The sequence below is a fragment of the Sorangium sp. So ce295 genome, from assembly GCF_051527405.1.
Classification (GTDB): Bacteria; Myxococcota_A; Polyangia; order Polyangiales; family Polyangiaceae; genus Sorangium; species Sorangium cellulosum_B.
Genome location: NZ_CP150324.1, coordinates 782,199 through 806,889 on the forward strand (window position 1 = coordinate 782,199; position 24,691 = coordinate 806,889).

Consider the following 24,691-nt stretch of genomic DNA (forward strand, 5'->3'; position numbering starts at 1 on the left):
GCTAGAAGGGCGGGTCATGGCGACGACGTACGGCTCCTTCGAGGCGGTCATCGGGCTCGAGGTCCACGCGCAGCTCCTCACCCGGACCAAGGCGTTCTGTGGCTGCGCGACCAGCTTCGGCGATCCGCCGAACACGCACACGTGCCCGGTCTGCCTCGGTCTCCCGGGGGCGCTCCCGGTCCTGAACCGCGAGGCGGTCCGGATGGCGGTGAGCGCTGCGCTCGCGCTCGGCTGCGCCGTGCAGGAGAGCAGCGTCTTCGCGAGGAAGAATTACTTCTACCCCGACCTGCCGAAGGGCTTCCAGATCAGCCAGTTCGATCGGCCGCTCGCGCTGCGCGGCCAGCTCGAGATCGAGACCGAGGCGGGCAAGACGCGCGCGGGGATCACGCGCGTCCACATGGAGGAGGACGCCGGCAAGAACGTCCACGGCATCGGCGGCCTGTCGGTCGTCGATCTCAACCGCGCCGGCACGCCGCTCATCGAGATCGTCGGTGAGCCCGACCTCCGCTCGGGCGCGGAGGCGGCCGAGTACCTGAAGCGGCTGCGCGAGATCCTGATGTTCATCGGCGTGAACGACGGCAACCTCGAGCAGGGCAGCTTCCGCTGCGACGCCAACGTCTCGGTCCGCAAGGTGGGGGAGACGAAGCTCGGCACGCGGACGGAGCTGAAGAACATCAACTCGTTCCGCTTCGTCGCCGAGGCGATCGATCTCGAGATCCGGCGGCAGATCGCGCTCATCGAGCAGGGCGGCCGCGTCCGGCAGCAGACCCGCGGGTACAACGCCGAGAAGAAGGAGACGTACCTCCTCCGCGACAAGGAGAACGAGTCCGGCTACCGCTACTTCCCCGAGCCGGATCTGCCGCCGCTCGTCGTGGACGAGGCGTTCCTCGCCGACGTGCGCGGCGCGCTCCCGGAGCCGCCGGTCGAGAAGCGGCGCCGCTTCACCGAGTCGCTCGGCCTCACCCCGTACGCGGCGTCGGTCCTGACCGGCCACCCGCAGATCGCCGCGTTCTTCGAGGAGGCCGCGCGCCTCCACGGCGACGCCGTGAAGGTCGCGAACTTCGTCCAGGGCGAGGTGCTGCGCGACACCCGGACGACGGGGCTCTCCGCGACGTTCCCTGTCGCCCCCGGCCAGGTGGCCGCGCTGCTCCGCCTCGTGGACGAGGGCGCGATCAGCGGCAAGCAGGCCAAGGAGGTGTACACGGCGATGGCCGGCACGGACCGGGCGCCCGGCGACATCGTCCGCGACAAGGGCATGGCCGTGATGAGCGACGCGGGCGCGATCGAGGCGGTCGCCGCGTCGGTCATCGCCGCGAACGAGAAGCAGGCGGCGGCGTACCGCGCCGGCAAGACCGCGCTGTTCGGCTTCTTCGTGGGCCAGATCATGAAGAAGACGGGGGGCAGCGCGAACCCGGCCGTCGTGAACGACGTGCTGAAGCGGCTGCTCGACGGAGCTCCCGCCACGGGCGGGTGACGGGGCTTTCTCCGAGCGCAAGCGTGAAATAGGGTGCTGCCGGGAGGCGCTCTCGCCGCGCGAGCCGGGGCGCGCCCGGCGCCTCCGCCTCGCTGAAGCCCTGGTTCCACGATCGCCCCGAGCGGGCAGGACATCCGACGCATGGTCAGCGCTCGTCCCCTCGACGCCCTCCGCTTCCCTCTCCGCACGGCCGGCTTCGTCGGCCTCACCTTCGGCATGTACGGCCTGCTCGAGGTCGACACCGCGATCTCGCCCGCGGCCGACCGCGAAGTGGTCCTCCACACATGGATGCGCCGGTATGGGCGCGCGCTCCTGAAGCTCTACGGGCTCGACGTGCGCGCGGGCGGCCTCTTCCAGGGTGAGCTCGCGGCGGGGCGCTCCGCCGGCGCGGCCGATCCGGAGGGCGCCGGGTACTGCCCTGGGCGCGACGCAGCCGGGCTCGGCCGGCTGTTCGTGATGAACCACCGCTCCGCGCTCGACATCATGATCACGCTCGCCTTCTTCGAGGCCACGGTCGTGAGCCGGGCCGACCTCGCTGGATGGCCGGTCATCGGCATGGCGGCGCGCCGCGTCGGAACGCTCTTCGTGGACCGTTCCAGCAAGCGCAGCGGCTCTGCGGTCGTCCAGGCGATGTCCTCCGCGCTCAAGGGCGGCCGTGGTGTGATGGTCTACCCCGAAGGGACCACGTTCTCCGGAGATGAGGTGCGGCCGTTCCGTGCGGGCGGCTTCACCGCGGCGTGCCGCGTTGGCGCGGAGATCGTCCCTGTGGGGCTCGTGTACGGCGGCGCCGAGTCCTCCTACGTCGACGAGTCGTTCACGGCGCACATGGCCCGGGTGAGCCGTGCGCGACGTATCCCGGTGGCGCTCGAGGTCGGCGCGCCCATCGCCACGGTAGGCCAGGACGTCGGCGAGGTGCGCGACGAATCGCACCGCGCCGTCCAGGCGCTCGTCCGCCGCGCCCGCGCGCGGCTCGCCGCAGACGGTTAGGCGCCGCGCTCTCTCCTGCGCCGCTGGCTTCTGCGATCGGCCCTCGCTACGATGCGGGCCGCCGGCGACCCCATGGAGCGTGAAGGCAACCCTAGCGAGACCGCCATGGCATGGCAGGTCCTGAAGCCGCCCCGCGGAGGGGCGATCCATAATGAGCTGATGTTCCTGGCGGACGCGAGCGAGCAGCTCACCGGATCGCTTGACCCTCATACGATCCTCGAGCGGCTCGCGCGTCTGTCGGTGCCCTACCTGGCGGACTGGTGCACGGTCGATCTCATCGAGCGTGGCGCCGCGGACGCCATGGGCCTGGTCGGCTCTGTGCCGCCGCCGCCGCCGTCGTCGGACGGCGGTTCCACGTTCGTGGCCGGGCCGGAGGGGATCGACCCGGCGCCCGTGGCGGGCATCTACGCGGCCCGGCGCCATCGCGCCGCGGACTCCGACCCGGCGGGCTCCGATCGCGCGGGCCAGGCGGGCGCGACGCGGCGGCGGTTCTGCCGCGTCGCCGCGAAGCACGTGAACCCCGAGCGCGAGGGGCTCCTGCGCGCGATCTCGCCCGACGCCGAGGAGCGCCTCGGCATCGCCAAGGTGCTGCACAGCGGAGAGTCCGAGCTCTTGCACGAGCTCGATCGCGACAAGAGCGACGAGGCCGCCGAGCGCGCCGCCGCGCTGGAGCAGCTCGGCACGCGGTCGGCGATGGCGGTGCCGCTCATCGCGCGCGGCCGCAAGCTCGGCGTGCTGTCGTTCGGCGTCTCGGAGTCGAACCGCATCTACTCCGCGGACGATCTCGTGCTCGCGGCCGAGCTCGCGCACCGCGTGGCGCTGGCGCTCGACAACGCCTATCTCTACCGGAAGGCGGAGGAGGCGCGCCACGCCGCGGAGCGGAGCGCGGACCGGGCCGCGTGGCTCTTCGCGGTGACGGCCGCGCTGTCCGACGCGATCACGCCGCCCGCGGTGCTCCGCGTGCTCGCGAGCGACGTCGTCGCGGCCGCCGGGGCGATGACCGGCGTGGTGGCGCTGCGCGCCGGGCTCGGCGGCGAGCTCGAGACGGTGCGCTCGACGGGCTACCTCGAGGCGCAGATCGCGCGCTTCAAGAGCTTCGACCTCGGCGCGGAGCTGCCGCTCGCGCGCGCGGTCCGGGAGCGGCAGCCGATCTTCCTCGAGTCGGAGGGGCGCTTCGGCGAGTTCGAGCCGGGCTTCGCGTCGTGCTGCGTGGCGACGGGCGAGCGCGCGTACGCCGCGATCCCGCTCTTCCTCGAGGGGCGCGTGCTCGGCGCCGTGGGGTTCGGCTTCTCGGCGCCGCAGTCGTTCACCGAGGACGACCGGGCGTTCATGCTCGCGCTGGTCCAGCAGAGCGCGCAGGCGCTCGAGCGGGCGCGCCTCTCCGCGCTGCAGACGGAGGAGGCCATGCACCTCTCGCACGAGGTGCTGAAGCAGATGCCCGAGGCCATCCTCGTCACGGACGTCGAGGGCAACATCCGGTACTGGATGGGCGAGGCCGAGTCGATCTTCGGCTACCTGTCCGAGGAGATCGTCGGCAAGAGCATGGCGCTCCTCCACCGCGAGGACGTCCGCGAGGAGAGCACGGCCCGGATCCTCCAGCAGATCGAGGACGCGCGCACCTTCGTCGGCGAGGTCCCGTGCGTGCGGCGCGACGGCTCCGAGGTGCCGATCGAGATCACGGCGTACGCGGTCCACGATCAGGAGGGCCGCCCGCTGTTCCTCGTCGGCATCCACCGCGACATCACCGATCGCAAGCGGGCCGAGGAGGAGCGCGCCCGGCTGATCCGGGTGCAGGCGGCGCGGGCCGAGGCCGAGGAGGCGGCGCGGCGGTTCGCGTTCCTGGCCGAGCTCAGCACGGCGCTGGCCGCGTCGCTGGACTTCACGGCCACGCTCCAGTCGCTCGCGCGGCTCGTCCTGCCGGTGCTCGCCGATTTCTGCCTCGTCGACATCGACGACGGCCTCGGCCTGCGCCACGTCGCGGCCGCGCACGTGAGCCCGCTGAAGGAGCCGCTGCTCCGTTACTTCCATCCGAGCCGGGTCGACGGCGAGCCGGGCCCGGTGGCGCGCGTGCTGCGCACGGGGCGGTCGGAGCTCTACGCGGACGTCCGCGGGGACGTGCTGCTGCACGAGGCGATGACGAGCGAGGAGGCCACGGCCAACCGGACGCTCGCGCCGCTCTCGTACCTCGTGGTGGCGCTCCGGGCGCGCGGGCGCATCCTCGGCGCGATCTCGCTCGTGTCGTCGGAGTCGGGCCGGTTCTTCGAGCGGTCCGACGTCGCCTTCGCGGAGGAGGTGGCGCACCGTGCCGCGCTCGCGCTCGACAACGCGCGCCTGTACCGCGAGGTGCAGGACGCGAACCGGCTGAAGGACGAGTTCCTCGGGACGGTGTCGCACGAGCTGCGGACGCCGCTCAACGCGATCCTCGGCTGGGCGAGGATGATGCAGGCGGGCTCGCTCGATCGGGTCGCGGAGACGCGGGCGCTGTCGGCGGTCGAGCGCAACGCCGAGCACCAGGTGACGCTGATCGACGAGCTGCTCGACGCGTCGCAGGTCGTGACGGGCACGCTGAAGATCGAGCGGCTCGCGGTGGAGCTGACGCTGCCGGTGCAGACGGCGGTCGAGTCGATCCTCCCGTCGGCCGCGGGCAAGGGCGTGGCGATCGAGACGAGGCTCGATCCGGAGGGGGTGTTCGTCGAGGGCGACCCCGCGCGGCTCCAGCAGGTCGTGTGGCACCTGCTCTCGAACGCGGTGAAGTTCGCGCGCCCCGGGGGGCTCGTGCAGGTGCAGCTCTCGCAGGACGAGCGCTTCGCCGAGGTCAAGGTGATCGACGACGGCGAGGGCATCTCGGCGGACTCGCTGCCGCACGTCTTCGAGCGCTTCCGGCAGGAGGACAACAGCGGCGCGCGCCGGCACGGGGGGCTCGGGCTGGGCCTGTCGATCGTGCGGCACATCGTCGGGCTGCACGGCGGCATGGTGCGCGTGACGAGCGCCGGCCCCGGGCGCGGGACGACGTGCACGGTGCAGCTGCCGCTCTCGACGGGCGCGACCGCGACGGCGCTCACGAACGCGGGCATCGCGCCGGATCCGCGCAACCCGTTCCCGCGGCTCACCGGGGTGCGGGTGCTCATCGCGGACGACGATCCCGATACGCTGGCGATGCTCTCGGCGGTGCTTCGGCGCTGCGGGGCCGAGGTCAGCACGGCGACGTCCAGCAACGAGGCGCTCAAGCTGCTGGAGACGTCGGAGCCGGCGCTGCTCGTGGTCGACATCGGGATGCCGGGGGAGGACGGGTACTCGCTGATCCGGCGGGTGCGGGATCTGCTGCCGCGCAAGGTGGGGCGCACGCCGGCGCTGGCGCTGACGCCGTACGCGCGGACCGAGGACCGGGTGCGGGCGCTCGCGGCCGGCTACCAGATGCACGTGCCCAAGCCGATCGAGCCGATCGAGCTGGCGGCGGCGGTGAAGTGCCTGGCGACCGGGTTGATGCCCTGGTCCCGGGAGGACTGACGGGGGATCCGGGGGCACGCGCCGGGGTGGGGGTGTGCGCGGCAGCGCGCGGGGGGCGCTGGCCATCCGCCAAGACAGGGGCGGGGGAGCTTGCGCATGAAACACCGCCCGGCATGTCTCACTTCGGGCCTTGCCCTCTGAGACGTTTCGTTGCGCGCCACACAAGGCGCGCCTGGGACGTGGAGCTGGCTGGGACCTTATGGCACCTCGTTCGGTGCTCCAGCGCGCCCCCCGCGCGCTGCCGCGCACACCCCCACCCCGGCGCTCACCGCCCTGGCGCCCGCTGGAGAGGAGAAGGGGGATTCGGCAGCAGCGGTGCAGGTGGCCGGGGCAAGGGAGGCGCGCTTGCCTTGAGGAGCAGGGGTGCGTGGGGGATCACTGCAGAGGTGGGGCGACGGCGTCGGAGCTCCTATCTGGGTTTTGAAGAGACACCGAAGCGGATTTGATAGAATCATCGCAGAGAGCGCCGGGGCGGGGAGATGGGGTGGCCTACATCGGGGGCGCGTGAGACGGTCCAAAGCGCTGACGACGATCGAACGCCGGATGGACGGGTCGGTTGGGAGGCTTCACATGATCAAAGGTTGGCTTGGGCGAAGCTTGTTGATGTGTGGCGCCATGGCGCTCGCGGGCTGCGGCTCTTCGCAGAAATACCCCAGGTATCCGTTCGTCAAGTACGAAGAGACGGCGACGGTTATCTTCCAGAATTTCGAGGAAGATGACAGGATGACCATGTACAGCGGCGGCCAGTTTTACGACATCTCGCCTGTCGAAGGATCGACCACCGCGCCGGTCCCCGCGGGCAAGGTCATCTCGATTGGAGCCCACCTCGTTCGACGTTTCTCCAGTCGGGCCTACTGGAGCGTGCCGGCCGTGGGGTTCGCTCCAGCGCGAGGGAAGTTCTACAAGTTAACGCTCCTTATTACGTTCCCGAAGTGTCGTCTGGAGGTCGAGCCCTTTGTGCCCGAAGATGCTCCGGAGGACCCGTTCGCCGCGGCCAGCGACAGGGGCGGCGCCGGAGGCCCCGACAACTCCAACGCCGAGGCGGAACGGACGACGATATCTGCTTCGATCCGCCATCCGGCGTCGTCCCACGAGGCGTCAGCGCGACGTTGACGGTCGAACGTACCGCCTGCTCGCGCGGCGCTATTCCGCACATCGGACGCGCAAGGAGCAGGAGAGCAAGTAAAGCCGACCGCGCGCGACTACCCAGGGGGAGGGCCGCGCCAGAGCCCCACGCTCAGCGAGCAGTCGTAGAAGCAATCAAAGCCCCAGTGAAGCAATTGTCATCGCAGGTCCAGGCACGATGCTCAGATGCTGCGCCCTGCGTCACGCGTTCATGGTGGCGCTCATATTCCACGATTCCCTGCTGAACGTCGCCGATCGCCCAGAGCCTTGGAGGCTCGGCGCCGCCTTCCGCGGCACCCGCGAGGGTGGATGGCGCCTCGGTCGGTGGACCCGCCCCTCCACCGGCGGCGGGTCCAGAGGAATGAACTGGCCCGCGGCTCGGCGCCCGACGCTCGCGTTCTCGAAGAAACTCTCGCGACACGGCGCGGCGGTCGCCCTGCACGATGTCCACGTGAGCTCCTGCCACCTCCCGCGGAACATGCGGGGCACCCCGGCGATGGCTGCGGGCGTGAAGCGAAGCGTCGGATAGGCGCCCTCAGCGCCGCTTCGCGCACGCCGGGCACGCGATCCTGCCCTGCGCGTTCGGCGCGCACGCCTCGCAGAGCAGATGCAGCCGATCGTCGCACGCCGCCGGCCGCGCCGTCGCGGCGCCGCACGCCTCGCACAGGAGCCTGTCCAAGCTCGATGCGCCCGCGGGGAGCCTAACGACTAGGTCCCGCGACTCCTTGCGCCGCCGGAGACGCAGGCTCACGAGCGCCGCCGGGACCTCGGCGCTCACCAGCGCCGCGACCGAGCACGTCACCTTCGCCGCGAACCGCGCGGGCAAGGCCTCGAGCTTCGCGTTCCGCTCGGCCATGAGGTGCGCGACCTTGGCCTCGACCGCCTTCGGATCCGCGCGCCGCCGCGGCGCCCGCGCCTCCACGATCAGGTCCGCGAAATACGCCACGATCCGATCGTGATCCCGGGCGTGCCTGCGCTCGACCTCGCCGAGCAGCGGCCGCACCGCCTGCTCGGCGCGGAGCGCGATCCAGTCCGCCGCGCGGCCAAGACGAGGAGTTGCTCGTCGTGAGCGCGCACGAGATCGACGAGGGCGCCGCCCTTCCGGGACGCGCGGACCGAGGCCGCGAGCTTCGCCAGCGCGGCGAGCGCGGCGCGCAGCGCGGGGACGCGCCGCTCGCTCGCGCTCATGCGCTCGAGGCTCCCGCGAACTGCGGCGGGGCTCGAGCCGGCGCCGAGCAGGAGCGTCGAGGCCAGCATCCGGGAGCCGGCGTCGGCCCCGTGCGCGCGCACGAGGGCGAGGACGCGCTCGTAGAGCTCGCGCTCCTCCGGGAGCGGATCGACCAGCGCCGTGCTCACATAGCGGGGCGGCAGCGCGAGGCCGCTGTCCGCGCGGGTGTTGCGCACCATCACCTCGGCGAGCAGGGCGCGCAGCCGCTCCCGGTTCTTCGGCGACAGCGGGTCCTTCGGGTCGACGAACTGCGCGCGGAAGGCCGCCGGGGTCGCGAACTGCCCGGGCTTGAGCAGCGTCACGAGGTTGTAGAGCTCCTCGAGATCGGTCTCGATCGGCGTCGCCGTGAGCATCAGGAGGAACCGGCTGTGCAGGCCGTCGACCAGCTTGAAGCCGACGGTCGTGCGGCTCTTGACGTGATGGGCCTCGTCGATGATCACGAGGTCCCACGAGGCGGCCTGGACGAGCGGCGCGTGCTTCGCGCTCCTCGCGAGGGCGAGCGACGCGACGACCACGCCCTCCTCTTGCCAGAAGGCCTCGGGGTCCGCCGTGCGCGCGGCGTCGTCGGTCGTGCGCGCGGCGATCCCGGCCTTCTCCGCGAGCTCGCCCGTCCACTGGCCGACGAGCGCAGGAGGGACGAGGACGAGCGCCCGCCGGACCATCCCGCGGAGCTGGTACTCGCGCAGGATCGTCAGCGCCTCGACCGTCTTGCCTAGACCGACCTCGTCCGCGAGCAGCGCGCGCCCGCGGAACACGCGGAGGACGCGCCGCGCGGTCTCGATCTGGTAGCGGTGCGGCTCGACGCCGGTGAGCGCGGCAAGCGCGAGCAGCTCCTCGAACTGCTCGGCCGAGGCGAGCAGGTGAGCGCGCAGCGCGTGGCTCACCGCCGCGAGCGACGACGGCGGGTCCGCGAGCCGCTGGAGCAGCTCGGACCGGTCGAGGCCGGACATCAGGAGCGGCGCCGGCTTCCTGGGCGGCGGGGCCGGCAGGGGAGCCGGCTCGGGCGAGGGCGCCGGCTCCGCCACGCCGGAGGCGGCGGGCGGCCGGGAGGCGGCGGGCGTGCCGCGCGGGCTGGCAGCACGGGCGCGCGGCGGGCGCTCCGGGGTCGTCGGGGTGGCGGGGGGACTTCGTGGCGGCGCGGCGGGCGCTTCGGTCCGCCGAGCCCGCGCGGGTGAGCGGGCCCGAGCGCGGGTGACAGGGCGCTCCGGGGGCGGCGGCCTCTCCGCGCGATGAGCCAGGAGGAGTCGCTGGACGTCGTGACGAAAGACGAGCTGTCCCAGCCGGCGCGGGATACCGACGTTGCGGTCGACGCAGAACGTGCTCGCGTTGTAGACAAGGAACGCCGGATCGGCGCTCGTCGATTCGCGCATCCGCTCGATGAGCGCGCTGCCCGCGAGCGCCTTTGGAAGGCCGTGCGCGAGGAGCAGGTCATGCGCCTCGTCGAGCGTCAGCGGCTCCTGGTGCGACCGGCCCGAGAGCGCGAACGCCAAGGTGAAGAGATCCGCGCCGGAGAGCAGCCGGCTGCCCGCTTCCGTGGCGAGCAGCCAGCTCACGTCGCTCGCGGAGATCGACGTGATGGGCGTCGTCGAGACCTGCATGCCTCGGCCGCGTGTATCCCTCTGGCTCCGGGATGTCGAGGTGCCATGGGCGCGAGAACGGCAGCAAATTGACGATTATTTTTGGAAATTTGGCGCCCTTGATCGGAATGCGTCCTAGATCTTCTGGCGAAGCCAGCGCGTGAAGGGGGCAAGGAAGGTCTGTTTCCAGTGGACGTTGAAGTACACGTCCGCTTCGCCGAGCTCGGGGTTGTGATCGATGGTGACCGATGCGGCACGATCGAAGAGACCTGCAGTGTCGAACATGGCGGGGCCGAAGCCGGTGCCCTCGACGTAGATGAGCACATCGCCGCGGAAGGCGGAGAGGTTCGACGTGTGGCTCGCGTCGCGTCCCGATAGCCCGCACGCGAGATCGCGGACGCCGGCGATGGCGCCGTAGTTGTCGATGAGGGGACCTACGAGCTCGAGCCGGGCCTCATCGCTATAGACGAGGCTCTGGGTCTCGAAATCGGCGACGGTGCGGACGAACGAGGGAGTCGGGGCGAGCGCGCCCGGAGGAGGCGGGGCGCCGAAGACGAGCAGCATGGCGAGCTGGTTGGTCGTGCCCGGGGGGAAGATGGGCAGAGGAAACGCGCCCTGAGGATCGGCGGCGGCGCCGCGCAACGCGAGCCCGAGGACGGCGATGCTGGGATCGTAGGTCGAGCCCGCGGCGAGCGCCCCCTCGAGGTTGCTGCAGATCGCGTCGTTGTGCGTGGCGATCTCCGGATCCTCGGTGTAGAAGGTGCCCTCGTAGAGGAACACGCCCGAGAAGGCGCGGGGCGCGCGATTGACGAGCGCCATGGCCGTGTTGGCGCCTGCGGAGAATCCTCCGATGACGGGCCGCGCGCCGGGGTTCTGCGAGCGCACGAGGGAGAGCGCGAAGAGCCCGTCGTTCGAGAGGGTGTCGAAGTCCCAGTCGGCCATCACGCTGCAATCGGCCGCGCCGGACTCGCACGCGCCGGGCGGGAGCTCGGTCCTCCGCTGGTCGACGAGCCAGACGTCGTGACCGGCCATGGCGAGCTCGCCGGCCGCGGACTTCGCATACCTCCCGGTCTCGCTGATCTCGTAGAATTCGCCCGGAAATGAGAAGGGGCTGAAGAGGATCACGGGCTCGCCGCAGCCGCGGCCGGCCCCGCGCTTGCTCACGTGGATGATCGAGAACCGATCCAGGGGGCTGTCCCCGGCGTCCACTTCGTAGACCACCCTCTCGAGCGATGGATGCGGCCGCGTGACCTCGACCGAGGCGATGTCGTACGCGCCGAAGGCGCTGCCCGCGAGAAATCCCAACCATCCCAGCATAGGCGCTTCCCTCCATAAGAACGGGGTGACCACCGCGATGTTCACCGTGGTGCTTCGAGCGGCGCTCGCTGCTCGATGCGTCCATCTTCCGCTCGCTCGTGCGCGGACGCTTGGTTGAAATGGACGAAAGCGTGCGGCGTTGCCGCCTTGTGATGCTGGCTACATGTGGTGTCGTGTGCGGTGGCCCGGCGAAATCACGAGGTCAACCGGCAAGCGTCATGGTTGAAGATCGCTGCGACGTGCTGTGATCGATCGCGAGCGACGAGCGCCGATCGCCAGGCTCATGGCGCGGGAGAGGGCGCGGTCGCGGCGTCACGGCGTGATCGGCAGCGCGACCATGATGTTCGCGTTGCACATCTCGTTCTGCGTGCCCCATCCGGGCAGCACGGGATCCTGGGCGTCGCGCGTGTCGAAGGTGCATGTCACCTCGAGCGACGAGCCCGGGTCGAGCAGCGGCGGCGTGCGGTACCAGTACACGTTTTGCCAGTGGACGTCCCAGTCCTCCACGCGCGTGATGCAGCTCTCCTGCGCCCCCGACGCCACGCGGATGTCGAAGGTGCGCCCGCGCTCGTGCATGTGCGGCATCACGCCGAGCACCTCGATCGGGGGAAGCGCCGGGTCGATCGCGAGCTCCGCCCGCGTCCTCTTCCACGTGTAGGCCGCGTCCTGCTGGCCGGGAGGCAGCGTGTCCGGGCCGTCCGGCTCGAAGAGGGTCGTGAGGAAGCCGTCGTCCCCGATGAACACGGCGCGCCGCTCCACGGTGTCCTCGTAGCGGAGCCGGAGGCGCGTCGAGTCCTCGGCGGAGGCGCTCGCGTGGTCATGGAGGTTGTAATGCACCTGGACCACGAAATGGTCCTTCGAGGAGAGCGGCGCCCCGGTGCCGACGGGGAACTCGACCACGTTCTGCCCGGGCGCCCAGGCGAACAGCGGCTGGAACGGCATCCCGTCGGACGGGCCGCCGAAGCACTCCCAGCCGGGCCTGTCCGGCGAGGCGCCGTCGAGCTCCGTCATCAGATCCTGGTTCGTCTTGCCCTCCACGAGCGACGGCTCCGAGGGAGTCACCCGGTAAACCGTGACGTGATGAACGATGGACCGGACCCCGGGCGTCACCTGATATCCGGTGATGAAGCGGTCCGCCTCGATGCCCGGGTCCACCTGGAAGCACCGCCACTCGTCGTACGCCGCGAGCGGATTGGCGGGGTCGACCACGGGGGTGATCGGCGGTGTCATGTAGTCGACGCCGCCCTCGAGCGTGGGCACGGGCGGGGCGGGCGGCGCGCCCGCGCGCTCTCCCTCGGCGCGCGCCCCGGTCGCCCAGCGATGGATGATGTCGATCTCCTCGGCGGTGAGCGTCGCCTCGTCCTCGAAGTCGCCGCACGAGCCGTCGTGCGTCACGAGAAACGGGGGCATATGGCCGCCCTGCACGGCGTCGTCGATCGCGCCAGCGCGCGCCTTCGCCGAGACGTAGTCGTCCAGGCGGAAGGGCGCGAGCCCGCCCTCCTGATGACACGCGGCGCACCTGGACGTCGTTATCGGCGCGACGTCCTGCCAGAACGTGGGCTCCGGCGTCGGCTCCTGCGCCGCGCATCCGAGCGAGAGCGCGAGCGGCACGACGGCCGAGAGGCCGCGCGCGTGGAGGGGCAGGGTCGTCATTCGCGTCGATCGCCTCGGGTCGTGCTGCTTCAAGCGGGCCTCCATAAAATGTGTATAACGTACACGTTTGTGTGTGTGGTATACGCAGTCGCGGGATGGCTGTCAAACCAACGAGGCGTCGGAAAACGGCGACGGAGTACAGCGGCGGCGGCGACGCCGTGCGCAGCCTGGAGCTCCTCTGGGGGGCCAGGAAGCGGCCGAGCCGGGGGCCCAAGCCTGGCCTGAGCCTCGATCAGATCGTGCGGGCCGCCATCGAGCTCGCCGACGGCGAGGGGCTCTCGGCGCTGTCGATGCAGCGGGTCGCCGGGAAGCTCGGGTTCACCACGATGTCGCTCTACCGGTACGTTCCGAGCAAGGCCGAGCTCCTGGATCTCATGCTGGACACCGTCGCGGGGGAGCTGCCCCTGGTCGACGACGTCTCCGGGGGGTGGCGGGCCAAGCTCGAGGCGGCGGCGCTGGCGGACTGGGCGCTCTACCACCGCCACCCGTGGTTCTTGCACGTGACGCCGGTGCGCCCCGTGATGGGGCCGCACGGGATGGCGGCGTACGACGCGGAGCTCCGCGCGGCCTGCGGGATCGGCCTCACCGACCGCGAGGTGATCGCCGTCGTCCACCTCGTCGACGGGTACGTCCGAGGCGCGGCGAGGCTCTCGGTGGACGTGGCCGAGGCCGAGCGGGAGACCGGCGTCACCGACGCGCAGTGGTGGTCCGAGCGCGCGTACTTCTGGGACAAGCTCTTCGACCCGGGGCGCCTCCCGACGATGGCGAAGCTGATGCGCTCGGGCGCCTTCGGCGAGCACCCCTTCACGGAGGAGGTGTTCCTGTTCGGCCTGCAGCGCGTGCTCGAGGGCATCGAGGCGCTCGTCCGGTCGCGCTCCCGTCGATGTGACGAAAGTCCCGAAACGTCACGGTCTCCAGCGCGGGGTTGTGACGAAAGTTTCCCTGATGCCCCTCGGCATGACGAGAAGTCGACGTGCGCGCAGTGCGGCGGCGAGATCGCCCAGTCCTCCACGGGGCGGCCGCGCGCTTACTGCTCGCGCGCTTGCCAGCAGCGCGCTTACCGGGCGCGCAACGGATAGTTGTCCCCCTCAGTCCACATGGGTTGAGCGACCCATTGCGCGGACTGCGTGGACCTGATCGACCCCCTGCCGCCCATCCCGCCGAACGCCTGGGAGCTCGGCCTCAGCGACCTGGGCGAGACGACGGACCTGCACCGACCGTCGCCGGCCTCCGAGAGGAGCCAGCGCGCGGCGCTTGATCCATATAGTATACCCCCCTATGCTATAGGCGTGCACACGGTCGAGAACAAGAAGAAGCTCATCGCGCGCGTCCGGCGGATCCGGGGGCAGCTCGAAGCGGTCGAGCGGGCCCTCGAGGGCGAAGCGGGTTGCTCGGAGGTCCTGCAGACGGTGACGTCGGCGCGTGGCGCGCTGAACGGCCTCGTGGGCGAGCTCATCGAGGGGCACATCCGCACGCACGTCATCGACGGGGAGCGCGCAACGGCACCTCAGCGGGAGGCCGCGGAGGAGCTGGTTCAGATCGTCCGCGCCTATGTGAAGTGAAGGAAGCAACGATGAGCGACTCCACGGGATCCGATCGGCTCGCCCAGCTTCGACACGCCCACGACCACGGCGCCGCCGCGCCTTCGCACGAAGCCAGGACCCGGTGGGTCGTCGCGCTGACCTTCGCCATGATGGTGGCGGAGCTCGTGGTCGGCTATGCGACGAACTCGCTCGCGCTCACGGCCGACGGCTGGCACATGGCCACGCATGCGGGCGCGCTCGGCATGTCGGCCTTCGCGTACTGGTTCGCGCGCAAGCAGTCCGGGTCGAGCGCGTTCTCCTTCGGCACGGGCAAGGTGCACGCCCTCGCCGGGTACACGAGCGCGGTCGCGCTCGCGCTCATCGCGCTGCTCATGGTCGTCGAGTCGCTGCGCCGCTTCCTCCATCCCGAGTCGATCGCCTTCTCCGAGGCGCTTCCCGTCGCCGTCGTCGGTCTCGCGGTCAACCTCGTCAGCGTGCGGCTCCTCCACGCCGACGAGCACCATCACGAGGCGGACGACGACCACCCCGACCACGATCACCACGACCATCGCCATGACGATCACGACGACGAGCACGCCCATGGCCACGACCACCACGGGCACGACCACAATTTGCGCGCGGCGTACTTCCACGTCCTCGCGGACGCGCTGACCAGCGTGCTCGCGATCCTCGCCCTCCTCGGCGGGCGCACTCTTGGCTGGACGTTCCTCGACGCCGCGATGGGCATCGTCGGCGGGCTCGTCATCGCGAAGTGGAGCTACGGACTCTGCCGACAGGCGGCCAGGCAGCTGCTCGACGTCGTACCTTCCGAGTCCCTTGCTCAGCGCATCCGCGATCGTATCGAGTCTACCTTCGCAGGAGCGAGCGTCGTCGATCTGCACCTGTGGGACATCGGCCCCGGCGCGCGCGCCTGCATCGTCTCGGTCGCGGTACCGAGCCCTCTGGCGCCTTCCGCCTACCGTGACGCGCTCGTCCCGATCGCCAGCCTCCAGCACGTCACGGTCGAGGTTCGCCCGCTCTCTGCCGGTGACGCGCGGAGGGGCTCATGAACTTCGGCGCGATCTTGCTCCTCGCGCTCGGGCTCGCGATGGACGCGACCGCTGTCGCCGCGGCACGAGGGCTGTCGGTCCCGGCGATCCGGGCGCGCCATGTCCTGCTCGTCGCCGGGTTCTTCGGCGGCGCTCAGGCCCTGATGCCCGTCATCGGCTGGCTGCTCGGGGAGCAGATCGGTCCGCGCGTGCAGGCGTGGGACCACTGGATCGCGTTCGTGCTGCTCGCGTTCATCGGCGGAAAGATGCTCTGGGAAGCCCGCGGCGACGGCGACGGCGAGGGCGAGACCACGGCCGATTCCTTCGCGTTGAGCTCGATGTTCGTGCTGGCGATCGCCACGAGCATCGACGCCCTCGCCGTGGGCATCACGCTGCCGATGTTGAACGCCCCGTTCGCGATCTCCGTCGTGACGATCGGCGTCGTCACGGCGCTGCTCAGCGCAGCCGGGCTCTTCGCGGGACGGCGGTTCGGGGCGATGCTCGGCAAGCGTCTCGACCTCGCTGGGGGGATCGTGCTCATTGGACTCGGGTTCAAGATTCTCCTCGAACACCTTTTGCTGTCGTAGGCGTGCCCCCGCGGACCGCGCCCGCCGGCTTCCGAGTGCGCAGGGACGAGGCGAGCTCGAGGTGCGTCGCAGCGCTCGCTCAGATCGAGAGCGCCATCGGCGAGCGCGGCCGCGCGCTGGCCGCCGCGTCGCTGCGCGGCGCGCCCCAGCCGCCGCCCGGCGCCTCGGCGGCCTCGCTGACGCCGAACGCGCGCTGCACGAAGGACGAGCTCTGCGCATAGGCGAACAAGTCGCTCGGCCGGATGGCGGGCATGCCGCGGTGCAGCCGCCGTACGAGCACCAGCGTGTAGAGGTCCATGTAACGCTCGACCATGCGGGCAGCGGAGTAGCGCTGGAGCGTGACCTTCCGGCCGTATCGCCCCATGCGCGTGGCGAGCGCGGGGTCGTCGCGGAGCTCCGTCAGCCTGGCCGCGAGCGTCTCGGCGTCACCGGAAGGCACGAGGAAGCCCGTGTACCCCTCGGTGAGGGCCGTGGGCACGCCGCCCACCGCGGTCGCGACGACGGGGAGCCCGGCGGCCATCGCTTCGAGGACGGCGAGCGGCAGGCCCTCGGCGACGGAGGTGAGGGCGAACGCGTCGAGCGCGGCCAGGATCTGGGGTACGCCGTGCCGCCCGCCGACGAAGTGCGCGCGCTCGGACAGGCCGAGCTCGCGCGCGAGCGCGACGAGCCGCGCCCGCTCCGGGCCATCTCCGGCGAGGAGCAGCCGCCCGTCCTCCGGCAGCGCCTGCGCGGCCGCGCGCAGGAGCAATGCATGGTTCTTCACGGCTGAGAGGCACCCCACGCTCCCGAGCACCCAGGCCCGCTGCGAGATGCCGAGCTCGGCCCTGACACGGGCCCTGGCCACGGGATCGGGCGCGAACCGCGAGAGGTCGAGGCCGCTGGCGACGACGTGCAGCTTCTCGGCGCTGACCTGGCCCTGGTTGACCAGGGCCTCGGCGGCCGGCCGCGACACCGCGACGTGGGCGTCGACGAACGCGGCGGCGGCGCTGCGCAGCCATCGCCGGCCTTGCAGCTCGTCCGAGACGCCGTGCTTCGTGTGGACGACCGGGACGCGGTGCAGCCAGCCTGCGGGCGCGGCATAGAGGAGCGGCTGCAGGTTGTGCGCATGGACGAGCGAGATCCCTCTCGCCCTGAAGAGCGCGACGAGCCGGGCGGTCATGCTCACGTCGAGGCCGCGGCGCTTCGGCAGGAGCTGCACCTCGACGCCGCGCCGCCGCAGCTGCTCTGCCCGCGGACCGTCCGGATCATCGGCGATGGCGATCACGGTCACGTCATGGCCCGCAGCGCGCTGGAGCGCCGTCAGATCGACGACCACCTGCTCGGCGTCGCCGGCCTTCAAGCTGCTCACCACGTGCGCGATCCCGAGCTTCCATGGAAGCCCCGCCCGGTCCCGGTCGCGGTCTCCCGCGCCGTAAATGTCACGAACATCCATGTCTCCCCCCCTCGAACGAAACGAATGGAACGGTGTCGACGCGCGCTGCTCGTCCAGCGCGCCTGCGCTGCCTGGCTCCTCGAGGCGTGATCTAGCTTCTCCGATCGGCGGAGCGGCGCTCCGCTCCCTGGCCGACGCAGCGAAGCGATGATGGACGAGCGTCCTGGGCTTGAGAAGCGTAAGCGCCGCGGCACGCCGAGGGCGATGCGCGGCGGATGGTAGGAAAATTGATTGGTGTGGAATATAGGCTGAACCCGGAATGTGGCAATACAAAACTGTGATGAATGGTAAGACGGCAGTGCGCGAGGAGGGTTGTCCAGCTGTCCAGTTGTCCAGGCCGGCCCGGGCCGCGCGCCGCGCGCTCGCTCCGGCTGAACGGGATCCGTCCGCGACTTCCGACCTCGGCGCGAATGTCGGGTTTATTCCGGGGCTGCGTACGGTTTTATCTGCTCGCTCCCCTTGGCGCGGAGCTTCGCGACCGCGTCGAGCGCGGCGGCCGGCAGGTCGCCCTCTCCCCGCGGCTCAGGCCAGGAGGCCTGGCAGGGGCCCGGTGCACACGCCGGGAATGCCGAAGGTGGTCACGTCGTCGAGGCCCATGGCGTTGCATACCGACACGAGCAGGTTGTTGTGCGGCAGGTCGGCGTACTTCATGTAGCGGCCCATCTTGAAGTAGCCGCCCGCGCCGCCCGCGAGCACCCACGGGATATCCTTGTACGTGTGCGTGTTGCCGACGCCGAGCTCGTTGCCCCAGAGCAGCAGGGTGTTGTCCAGCACCGAGCTGCCGTCCACTTCCTTCGCGAGCGCCAGCTGATCCAGCACGTATTTCACTTGCTCGCTGTGCCAGACGTTGATCTTCACGAGCTTCTCGTTCGCGACCGCATCGTTGTCGCCGGCGTGGGAGAGCTCGTGGTGCTCCTCGTTCACCCCGATCCAGGGATAGTACTGCCAGCTATCGGCGTTGGCCCACATGAACGTGGAGACGCGGGTCATGCCGCAGATGTGCGCGAGCAGCATCAGGTCGGTCTGCAGCCGGCCGACCTTCGGATAGTTCTCCATCGCTCGCGTGTCGAACTTCTCCGGCATCGTGAGCGGCGTGCACGAGACCACCGAGCTCTGCAGCCGCTGCTCGATGTTGCGGATGCCGCCGAGGTGCGCCTCGAGCCGCGCCTTGTCCTCGGAGCTGACGCGCGACTTCAGTCGGCCGATATCGTCCTTGAGGAAGTCCAGCACGCTCTGGCGCTCCGCGATCAGCCGCTGCAGCTCCGTTTCGGAGAGATCCGCGTTGGCGAAGATGCGCGAGTACATCTGGAATGGATCGTCGACGGCCGTGTTCGGCTGGTTCGGACCGCGGTACGAGATCACGCGGAGCGGCTCCTGCCCCTCGATGCGCACGCCGAACTCGAGCGACGGGAACTGGCTGCTCTTGCCGATGCGATTGGCGATGTGCTGGTCGACGGAGATGCGATCCGCCCAGCCGGCGGGGCCGCCCGCGCCCGTGAAGCTGCCGGCGAGCAGCGAGCCGCCCGTGAGCATCGCGCCGGGGCCCTTCATGTGCGGTCCGCCGGGTTTGTTCTCGCTCGTGACGCCGAGCTCGTCCTCGACCGTCGAGTTCATGTGCACGCCCTTGAGCACAAGCATCCTCTGCTTGTGCTCCTCGAGCGGCGCCAGGATCGGGCCGAGCGAGAGCGGCGCCTCGTGCGCGTCCCCTGCCGGAAAGAACGCCGACGGCACGGTGCCGTTCGCCGAGAAGATGCCGATGAAGCGCCTGGCGCCCGGCTGCTTCGCGTCCTGTCCAAAGACGGTGGCGCTCCGCCAGACGGGGCTCGTGAGCGCGACGGTCAGGGCGCCGAGCCCGCCCAGCAGCTTGCGGCGGCTGATCTGGGTGCGGAGGTCGATAGGGCCTCTTCGGTTCATGGCATCTCCTTCGTGTGCGCGTCGATCGGACGGCGGTAAAGGAAGGCGTCCGTCTCCACGACGGCGCGGGGAAGCGCGTTCAGATCCTGGCCGGCGGCCTTGAAGGTCTCGAGCAAGCTCTCCATCGAGCAAGCATCCATGTCCTGCTCGAAGCGGGCGATCGCGAAGCGGAACCACTGGCGCGCCACGCACTCTTCCACCTCGGCGCTGCCCGCGAGCCTACTGCCGAGCTCCGCCACGCCCTCGAACTCGCCGTCCATGTCGCGGGTGGCGATGACCTTGCCGCTCGCGTCGACCGGCTCGCCGCCGTCGAGCTCGCGGTAGCGGCCGATCGCGTCGTAGTGCTCGAAACCGAAGCCGATAGGGTCGAGCAGCTGGTGGCAGCCGACGCAGCTCGGGTCCACCTCGTGCTGCGACAGCCGCTCTCGGGTCGAGCTGCTCGGGTCGACCTCGGGCGGCTTGGGGATGTTGGCCGGCGGGGCCGGCAGCTGCTGGCAGAGCAGCGCCTCGCGCACGAACTTCCCTCGGTAGATCGGCGAGCTCTCTGCGGGCTTCGCCTGGATGGCGAGCAGCGCCGGGAGCGTCAGGATACCCGAGGTGGCCCCGTCCGTGCGCTTCAGCGCCTGGAAGGACTCGTCGCCGGTGACGCCGTAGTACCCGCCGAGATCCTTGTTGTAGAAGACCGTCGTGGAGGTGAGGAGCGCGCTCAGCTTGCCTCCCTCGTCGTCGAGCACGTGGTCGAAGAAGGCGTCGGCCTGCCCGCGCAGCGACTCGCGGAACGACCGCGATTGCCACTCGGGGAAGGCGTCCGCGTCCTTCACCACGCTGTTCAGGCCGTTCAGGTGCGTCCAGCTGCCGAGGAAGCGATGGACCAGCCTCTCGCCGCGCTCGTCCTCGAGCATCCAGTCGAGCTGCGCCGCGACGCCCTCCTTCGTGGTCAGGCTGCCGTCTTCGATGGCCTCGTTCAGCCTGGCGTCCGGCAGGGTGCCCCACAGCATGTACGAGAGGCGAGCTGCCACCTCGTAAGGAGAGAGCTTCACGGCGCGATCGCTCACCTTCTCCGAGGTGCCGATCTCGACGCGGTACAGGAAGCGCGGCGACTGCAGCATGCCGCGGAGCAGGAGCTCGATCCCGTGCTCGTAGCTCGTCTCCGCGCCGACGTCGAAGAGCTGCAGGTGTCGCTCGATGTCCGCCGCGTCCGTGATCGGGGCGCGGTAGGCGCGGGCGCCGAAGCCCACGACCAGCTGGCGCGCGCACTCGCGCGGCTCGGCTCCGGCCTCGCAAGGCGCGATCCTGTCGAGCGCCTCCGGATCGCCGGCGACGGCCGCGGCGATGACGTCCGCCGCGGCCTGGAAATGCTCGAGCTCGACCTGCGTGACGTCCGGCTGCAAGAGGCCGAACGCCGACGCCTCGATCGCGGGGCCGAGCGCCGCGTCGAGGCCGGGCACGTCGCCGGCGAGGTCGCGCACGGTGTTCAGGTACTGCTCCCGCGAGAGCAGCCGCATCGGCGAAGGCCCAGGATCGATGGTGCTCGCGTCGCACCTCAATGGCTCGCCCGGGCCCGAAGGCCCCGAGCCCGAGCCTCCGCTGCTCGAGCTGCCGCTCGTGCCGTTCGTGCCCTCCGCCGGCGATTTGCCGTCTTCGCTGCCCAGGTTGCCGATGCACGCCGACAGCGCGAGCGCCGCGGCGAGCAGGCCCACGCTTCCGTGGGACTTGAATTGTTCAATCGATGATGTAGTCATTCAGGGCTCCGCTCGAGGCAGCTGGCTACTCAGCCTCGGTGGGAGACCCGCTCGGGCGCGATCACCTTTTTCGTCGTCGAAACGTGGAGACGTTTCGATTGGTACGAAGAGGTAGGTCCACGGTCGCCGCGCTCCGACCCGACCGCGGGAGCGCCGCCGGCTCACGGTCCTTCGATGCTGCAGCACACAGCGCAATCGTAGGCTTCGAGCAATTCGCGCCCGGTGCACGGGACGTCGCCGCACGCGGTCCCCTTCAAGGCGCCGCAGCTCGGGAGGCATTCCCCTTCGACCTCGATCGAATGCGGCGGATCGCAGGGCGTGTCGTTGCCCGGGGGCTCGTCGCCGTCGGGCGTGAAGTACAGCCGATCCAGCTGGACGCCCTCGACGGCGTTCGCGAGGACGAGCTCGTGCGCTCCGGCCGAGAGGGGGAAGCGGAGCGGCTCGCCATAGCGCGTGTTGTCGTGGAGATCGTCCCAGAACCAGATGTCACCGACGCTGATGCGCCAGAGGTACCAGGGGCCGCCGTCCACCTGGAACCAGAAGCGGTTGTTGAGGGCGCCCGGCGCGTGGATCCGCCCCCAGATCACGTACTCTGCCCCGCTCGGCGCCTCGAAGCGGTAGCGAGCCCGCGCGAGCCCCGGCGCGTCGTCCGAGGTCACTCCGGCCGGGGGCGCGATGAAGCGGCCCTCGGAAGCGCGGCTGTCTTCACCGACGGTGAAGCCGTCGCTCAGCTCTCCGAGCTCCGCCTCGATGTAAGAGGATCCGGACACGACTGGCGCCCAGGCTCCGACCGAGGTGATCTCCGCATCACACCCGGAGGCCGCAAGGCAGCCGAACGCCATGAAACGAGCGGCCGAGCAGCGCTTCACGGCTGATCCAGGAACCGCCTTAGCTTCGCGCTGTGGGGGCTCTTGGGATACTGCTTGACGAAGGCCTGAGCGCGCCGCTTCGCCTCCTGCGCGTTGCCGCGCGCGGCCAGCACGTCGATGGCGAGCACCTCGCGCTCCTGCCGGAGCACGCCGTTCGGGAACTGCGCGCGCAGGCGCTCGAGGAGCGCCGTGGCTCCCGCCACGTCTCCGGAGCGCAGCTTGGCGCGCGCTTCCGTGAGCAGCGCGCTCTCCGCGCGCAGAAGATCGGTCTCCGTCGGCTTCGGTCCGCTCGGCCTCCGGGTCGGCTCTCCCGCGGTGGGACCATCGAGCGGCGGCGCCGGAAGCGCCTTGGGCTCCTCCAGAGGCGCCACAGGGGCCTGCGGCACCTCCGCGGGCGCGCGCTCCGGCGCCGCCGCGTGGGGCGGCGCAGGCGGCTCGTCCGGGGAGGAGAGGGCCCAGTACCCTCCGCCGAGCACCAGGCCGCCGCCCACGAGCACAGCCGCTGCCTTGATCGAGAGCGCCGACGGCAACAGCGAACCGACGCCAGCCTTCGTGGCAGCGGCGGCGCTCGCGCCGGCCGTGGCGCCGGCGGCCGTCCCCGCCGCCAGCTGGCCCGCGATGCCGCGCCATGCGCGCTCCTTCGCGCCCTCGGGCGGACCCACGTGGCGCACGCTTCCCAGGAGCTCTCGCTCGAGCGGGTCCGCCCCGCTCTTGACGCTCAGTAGCCGTTCAGGATCCCCCATCACACGGCCTCCTTTCGGCTCGTGTCCTGTGCCAGCGCGAGGCGCTTGACCTCGCGGGAGAAGGTCTCGCGCGCCAGGCGGAGGCGCGAGCGCACGGTGCCCACGGAAATGCCCAGCAGGTCCGCGATCTCCTGCCCCGACTTCTCCTCGAGCTCGAACAGGACGAACACGAGGCGCTGCGGCTCCGGCAGCTTGTTCAAGATGACCTCCGCCGCCTGCGCGCGCTGCCGAGACTCCGCGCTCAGCGCGAGCTCCTCGGACGCGCCGCCGTAGAGGTCCATCTCCGCGGCGTCCGTCGTGACCTCGCGCCGGAACCGCGCTGAGCGCCGGTAGTCGCTCGCGACACGCTGGCAGATGCCGAAGAGCCATGTCGTGAGGAGCGATCGACCCTCGAACTCGGGGAGCTTGAAATGCGCGGTCAAGAACACCTTCTGCGCCAGGTCGAGCACGTCCGCCTCGCGCACCCCGAGGCGCCTGAGCGAGCACCAGACGAAGTTGAAGTGTGCGTCGTAGAGGGCTCGAAACTCGGGGTCCGGTGTGCTCATGCCGTGACGTCCCGGTGACCTGTCAGCGAACGAGACGAGCAGACGCCGCCAGCTCGAGCGCGGAATTGTGCAGGGACGATACCACTCGGCCATCTGGAGCGACAAACGGGTTGAAACCACAAGAAAAAGCAGGAATTTTTCACAGGGAGACGGGGAGGCGGGGAGCGAGAGACGGCGAGGAGGGAGAAATTCATTTCTTCTTCCTCCCCGCCTCCCCGCCTCCCTGTGAAAATTCTCCGGGTTTCAACGTGATCGGTGCTCTAGTGGGGACGCCGGCCCGCGACGATCACAAATAAATGCGCGTGCTCCGCGCGGCGGCTACCCTCGCGTCGTCCGGATGCGGAGGCGTCGCGCTTTTCCCGTGGTTTTTTGTGCGATGCTGGCGGCTTCGGGGACCGCCGCGGCGCAGACCGAGCCGTTCCTGAGCGTGACGCGCGGCGCTGGCGCCGAGAGCTGCCCGGACGCGGCGCGCCTCATCGAGCGCGTCGAGCAGCTGCGCGGTCGGCCCGAGACGGGTGCGAGCAGCTCCTACCTCGTCGACTTCACCCGGGATACCGACGGCTTCCGCGCGTCCATCCGCAGCGGGAGCGGCGCGCGCGAGCTGCGCGATCGCAGCCGCAGCTGCGCCGGGCTCGAGCAGGCGACCGCGGTGACGCTCGCGCTGCTGCTCGACTCCGACGGGCAGGCGTCGTCCCCGCAGGAGCCCGGGGTCGAGGCGCGCGACGCGCCGCCGCCCGCGCCTCCAGCGCCGGCACCTTCACCCAGCGCCTCGGCGGAGCGGCCGCCGGTCGCGCGGCCCGCGCCAGCGGGCGCCGGCGGCGGCGAGCGCGAGGCGTCGACGTCCGGACGTGGCGCCACGCGGCTCACGCTGGCGGCGGGCGCTGCCGGCCTGTTCGGCGTGGTGCGTCCCTTCGCGCCCGCGCTCTCCGCGGACCTCGGCATCGGCGGTGCGCGATTTCGAGCGGCGATCGGCGCGCTCTGGCTCGTCCCGCAGACGCTGGAGCTCGGGCCGGGCGAGCTCCGCGAGACGATGCTCGGCGGCGCCGTGCGCGCCTGCTTCGCGGCCGCGGGTGTTGGAGGCCTGCGCTTCGACGTGTGCTCCGGCGTTCACGCTGGCCGGCTGAAGGTGGCGGCCAGCGGCTTCACGCGGAACGACGCCGTCGAGAAGACGTGGCTGGCGGTGCCGATCGAGCTGTCGCTGGCGAGCCTGGCAGGTCCGCTCGGCTTCGAGGTCGGCGCCGCCGCGCTGGTGCCGCTCCGGCGCAACGATTTCTCGGTGGATGGCGTGGGGGTCGCGTACAGATCGCCGCCGGTCGGCGCGCTTGTGTCACTCCGCGGCGTCGGCAGCTGGATGCTGTAGGTCTCTATCTCGAGCGGCGAGCGCGTCGTGCGCTTCTCCCAGCAATGCTAGCCTGGGAG

Annotated in this window: 19 protein-coding genes; 9 read left to right on the forward strand and 10 right to left on the reverse strand. The window is 70.8% G+C overall.

Annotated elements, in window-relative coordinates:
* Positions 1 to 16 precede the first annotated feature (16 nt).
* The 4 genes from gatB (at position 17) to WMF11_RS02955 (ending at position 7,081) form a co-directional block, all read left to right on the forward strand.
* Positions 17 to 1,474: an Asp-tRNA(Asn)/Glu-tRNA(Gln) amidotransferase subunit GatB gene (gene gatB, locus WMF11_RS02940; protein WP_437976336.1), complete on the forward strand. Its 1,458-nt coding sequence runs from the start codon at positions 17 to 19 to the stop codon at positions 1,472 to 1,474.
* Between the two features lie 141 nt (positions 1,475 to 1,615).
* Positions 1,616 to 2,461, forward strand: coding sequence for a lysophospholipid acyltransferase family protein (locus tag WMF11_RS02945; protein ID WP_437906887.1), 846 nt, complete (start codon positions 1,616 to 1,618; stop codon positions 2,459 to 2,461).
* 105 nt (positions 2,462 to 2,566) lie between these two features.
* Positions 2,567 to 5,968, forward strand: coding sequence for a GAF domain-containing protein (locus tag WMF11_RS02950; protein ID WP_437906888.1), 3,402 nt, complete (start codon positions 2,567 to 2,569; stop codon positions 5,966 to 5,968).
* Positions 5,969 to 6,538: 570 nt separating this feature from the next.
* Entirely contained in the window at positions 6,539 to 7,081 is a 543-nt protein-coding gene (locus WMF11_RS02955; RefSeq protein ID WP_437976337.1) for a hypothetical protein, read from the forward strand.
* A gap of 547 nt (positions 7,082 to 7,628) precedes the next feature.
* Here the strand turns inward: WMF11_RS02955 and WMF11_RS02960 are convergent.
* From WMF11_RS02960 to WMF11_RS02975, 4 genes are all read right to left on the reverse strand, one after another.
* Positions 7,629 to 8,039, reverse strand: coding sequence for a hypothetical protein (locus WMF11_RS02960; RefSeq protein ID WP_437976338.1), 411 nt, complete (start codon positions 8,037 to 8,039; stop codon positions 7,629 to 7,631).
* Entirely contained in the window at positions 8,018 to 9,919 is a 1,902-nt protein-coding gene (locus tag WMF11_RS02965) for a DEAD/DEAH box helicase (protein WP_437976339.1), read from the reverse strand. Before WMF11_RS02965 ends, WMF11_RS02960 begins: the two co-directional genes overlap by 22 nt.
* A gap of 114 nt (positions 9,920 to 10,033) precedes the next feature.
* Positions 10,034 to 11,215, reverse strand: coding sequence for a hypothetical protein (locus WMF11_RS02970; RefSeq protein WP_437976340.1), 1,182 nt, complete (start codon positions 11,213 to 11,215; stop codon positions 10,034 to 10,036).
* Positions 11,216 to 11,527: 312 nt separating this feature from the next.
* Positions 11,528 to 12,868, reverse strand: coding sequence for a hypothetical protein (locus tag WMF11_RS02975; RefSeq protein ID WP_437976341.1), 1,341 nt, complete (start codon positions 12,866 to 12,868; stop codon positions 11,528 to 11,530).
* 95 nt (positions 12,869 to 12,963) lie between these two features.
* On the opposite strand from WMF11_RS02975, the gene WMF11_RS02980 reads away from it, so the two are divergent.
* The 4 genes from WMF11_RS02980 to WMF11_RS02995 all read left to right on the forward strand — a co-directional run bounded on the left by WMF11_RS02980 (position 12,964) and on the right by WMF11_RS02995 (position 16,027).
* Positions 12,964 to 13,947, forward strand: coding sequence for a TetR/AcrR family transcriptional regulator (locus WMF11_RS02980; protein WP_437976342.1), 984 nt, complete (start codon positions 12,964 to 12,966; stop codon positions 13,945 to 13,947).
* Between the two features lie 210 nt (positions 13,948 to 14,157).
* A complete protein-coding gene (locus WMF11_RS02985; protein WP_437297622.1) occupies positions 14,158 to 14,430 on the forward strand; it encodes a metal/formaldehyde-sensitive transcriptional repressor in 273 nt (90 codons plus the stop codon).
* Positions 14,431 to 14,441: 11 nt separating this feature from the next.
* Positions 14,442 to 15,461, forward strand: coding sequence for a CDF family Co(II)/Ni(II) efflux transporter DmeF (dmeF, locus tag WMF11_RS02990; protein ID WP_437976343.1), 1,020 nt, complete (start codon positions 14,442 to 14,444; stop codon positions 15,459 to 15,461).
* Entirely contained in the window at positions 15,458 to 16,027 is a 570-nt protein-coding gene (locus WMF11_RS02995) for a manganese efflux pump MntP (protein ID WP_437976344.1), read from the forward strand. Before dmeF ends, WMF11_RS02995 begins: the two co-directional genes overlap by 4 nt.
* A 79-nt stretch (positions 16,028 to 16,106) precedes the next feature.
* Here the strand turns inward: WMF11_RS02995 and WMF11_RS03000 are convergent, their stop codons facing one another.
* From WMF11_RS03000 to WMF11_RS03025, 6 genes are all read right to left on the reverse strand, one after another.
* Positions 16,107 to 17,459, reverse strand: a complete 1,353-nt coding sequence (locus WMF11_RS03000) for a glycosyltransferase (protein ID WP_437976345.1) — start codon at positions 17,457 to 17,459, stop codon at positions 16,107 to 16,109.
* Between the two features lie 522 nt (positions 17,460 to 17,981).
* Positions 17,982 to 19,373 (reverse strand): DUF1552 domain-containing protein, encoded by a 1,392-nt coding sequence (locus tag WMF11_RS03005; protein ID WP_437906897.1) that lies wholly within the window; start codon positions 19,371 to 19,373, stop codon positions 17,982 to 17,984.
* The gene (locus WMF11_RS03010; RefSeq protein WP_437976346.1) at positions 19,370 to 21,115 is read right to left on the reverse strand and encodes a DUF1592 domain-containing protein; all 1,746 of its coding nucleotides are present in this window, start codon (positions 21,113 to 21,115) and stop codon (positions 19,370 to 19,372) included. The genes WMF11_RS03005 and WMF11_RS03010 overlap by 4 nt, the downstream gene beginning before the upstream one ends.
* Before the next feature lie 161 nt (positions 21,116 to 21,276).
* Positions 21,277 to 21,885 carry a hypothetical protein gene (locus WMF11_RS03015; RefSeq protein ID WP_437976347.1) on the reverse strand — a complete coding sequence of 203 codons (609 nt, stop codon included), beginning with the start codon at positions 21,883 to 21,885 and terminating at the stop codon, positions 21,277 to 21,279.
* Between the two features lie 95 nt (positions 21,886 to 21,980).
* On the reverse strand, positions 21,981 to 22,727 hold the full coding sequence (locus WMF11_RS03020) for a tetratricopeptide repeat protein (RefSeq protein ID WP_437976348.1): 747 nt from the start codon (positions 22,725 to 22,727) through the stop codon (positions 21,981 to 21,983).
* Entirely contained in the window at positions 22,727 to 23,272 is a 546-nt protein-coding gene (locus WMF11_RS03025) for an RNA polymerase sigma factor (protein ID WP_437976349.1), read from the reverse strand. The genes WMF11_RS03020 and WMF11_RS03025 overlap by 1 nt, the downstream gene beginning before the upstream one ends.
* Before the next feature lie 376 nt (positions 23,273 to 23,648).
* Here WMF11_RS03025 and WMF11_RS03030 point away from each other — a divergent pair, with 376 nt between their 5' ends.
* On the forward strand, positions 23,649 to 24,632 hold the full coding sequence (locus WMF11_RS03030; protein ID WP_437976350.1) for a hypothetical protein: 984 nt from the start codon (positions 23,649 to 23,651) through the stop codon (positions 24,630 to 24,632).
* Positions 24,633 to 24,691: the final 59 nt, after the last annotated feature.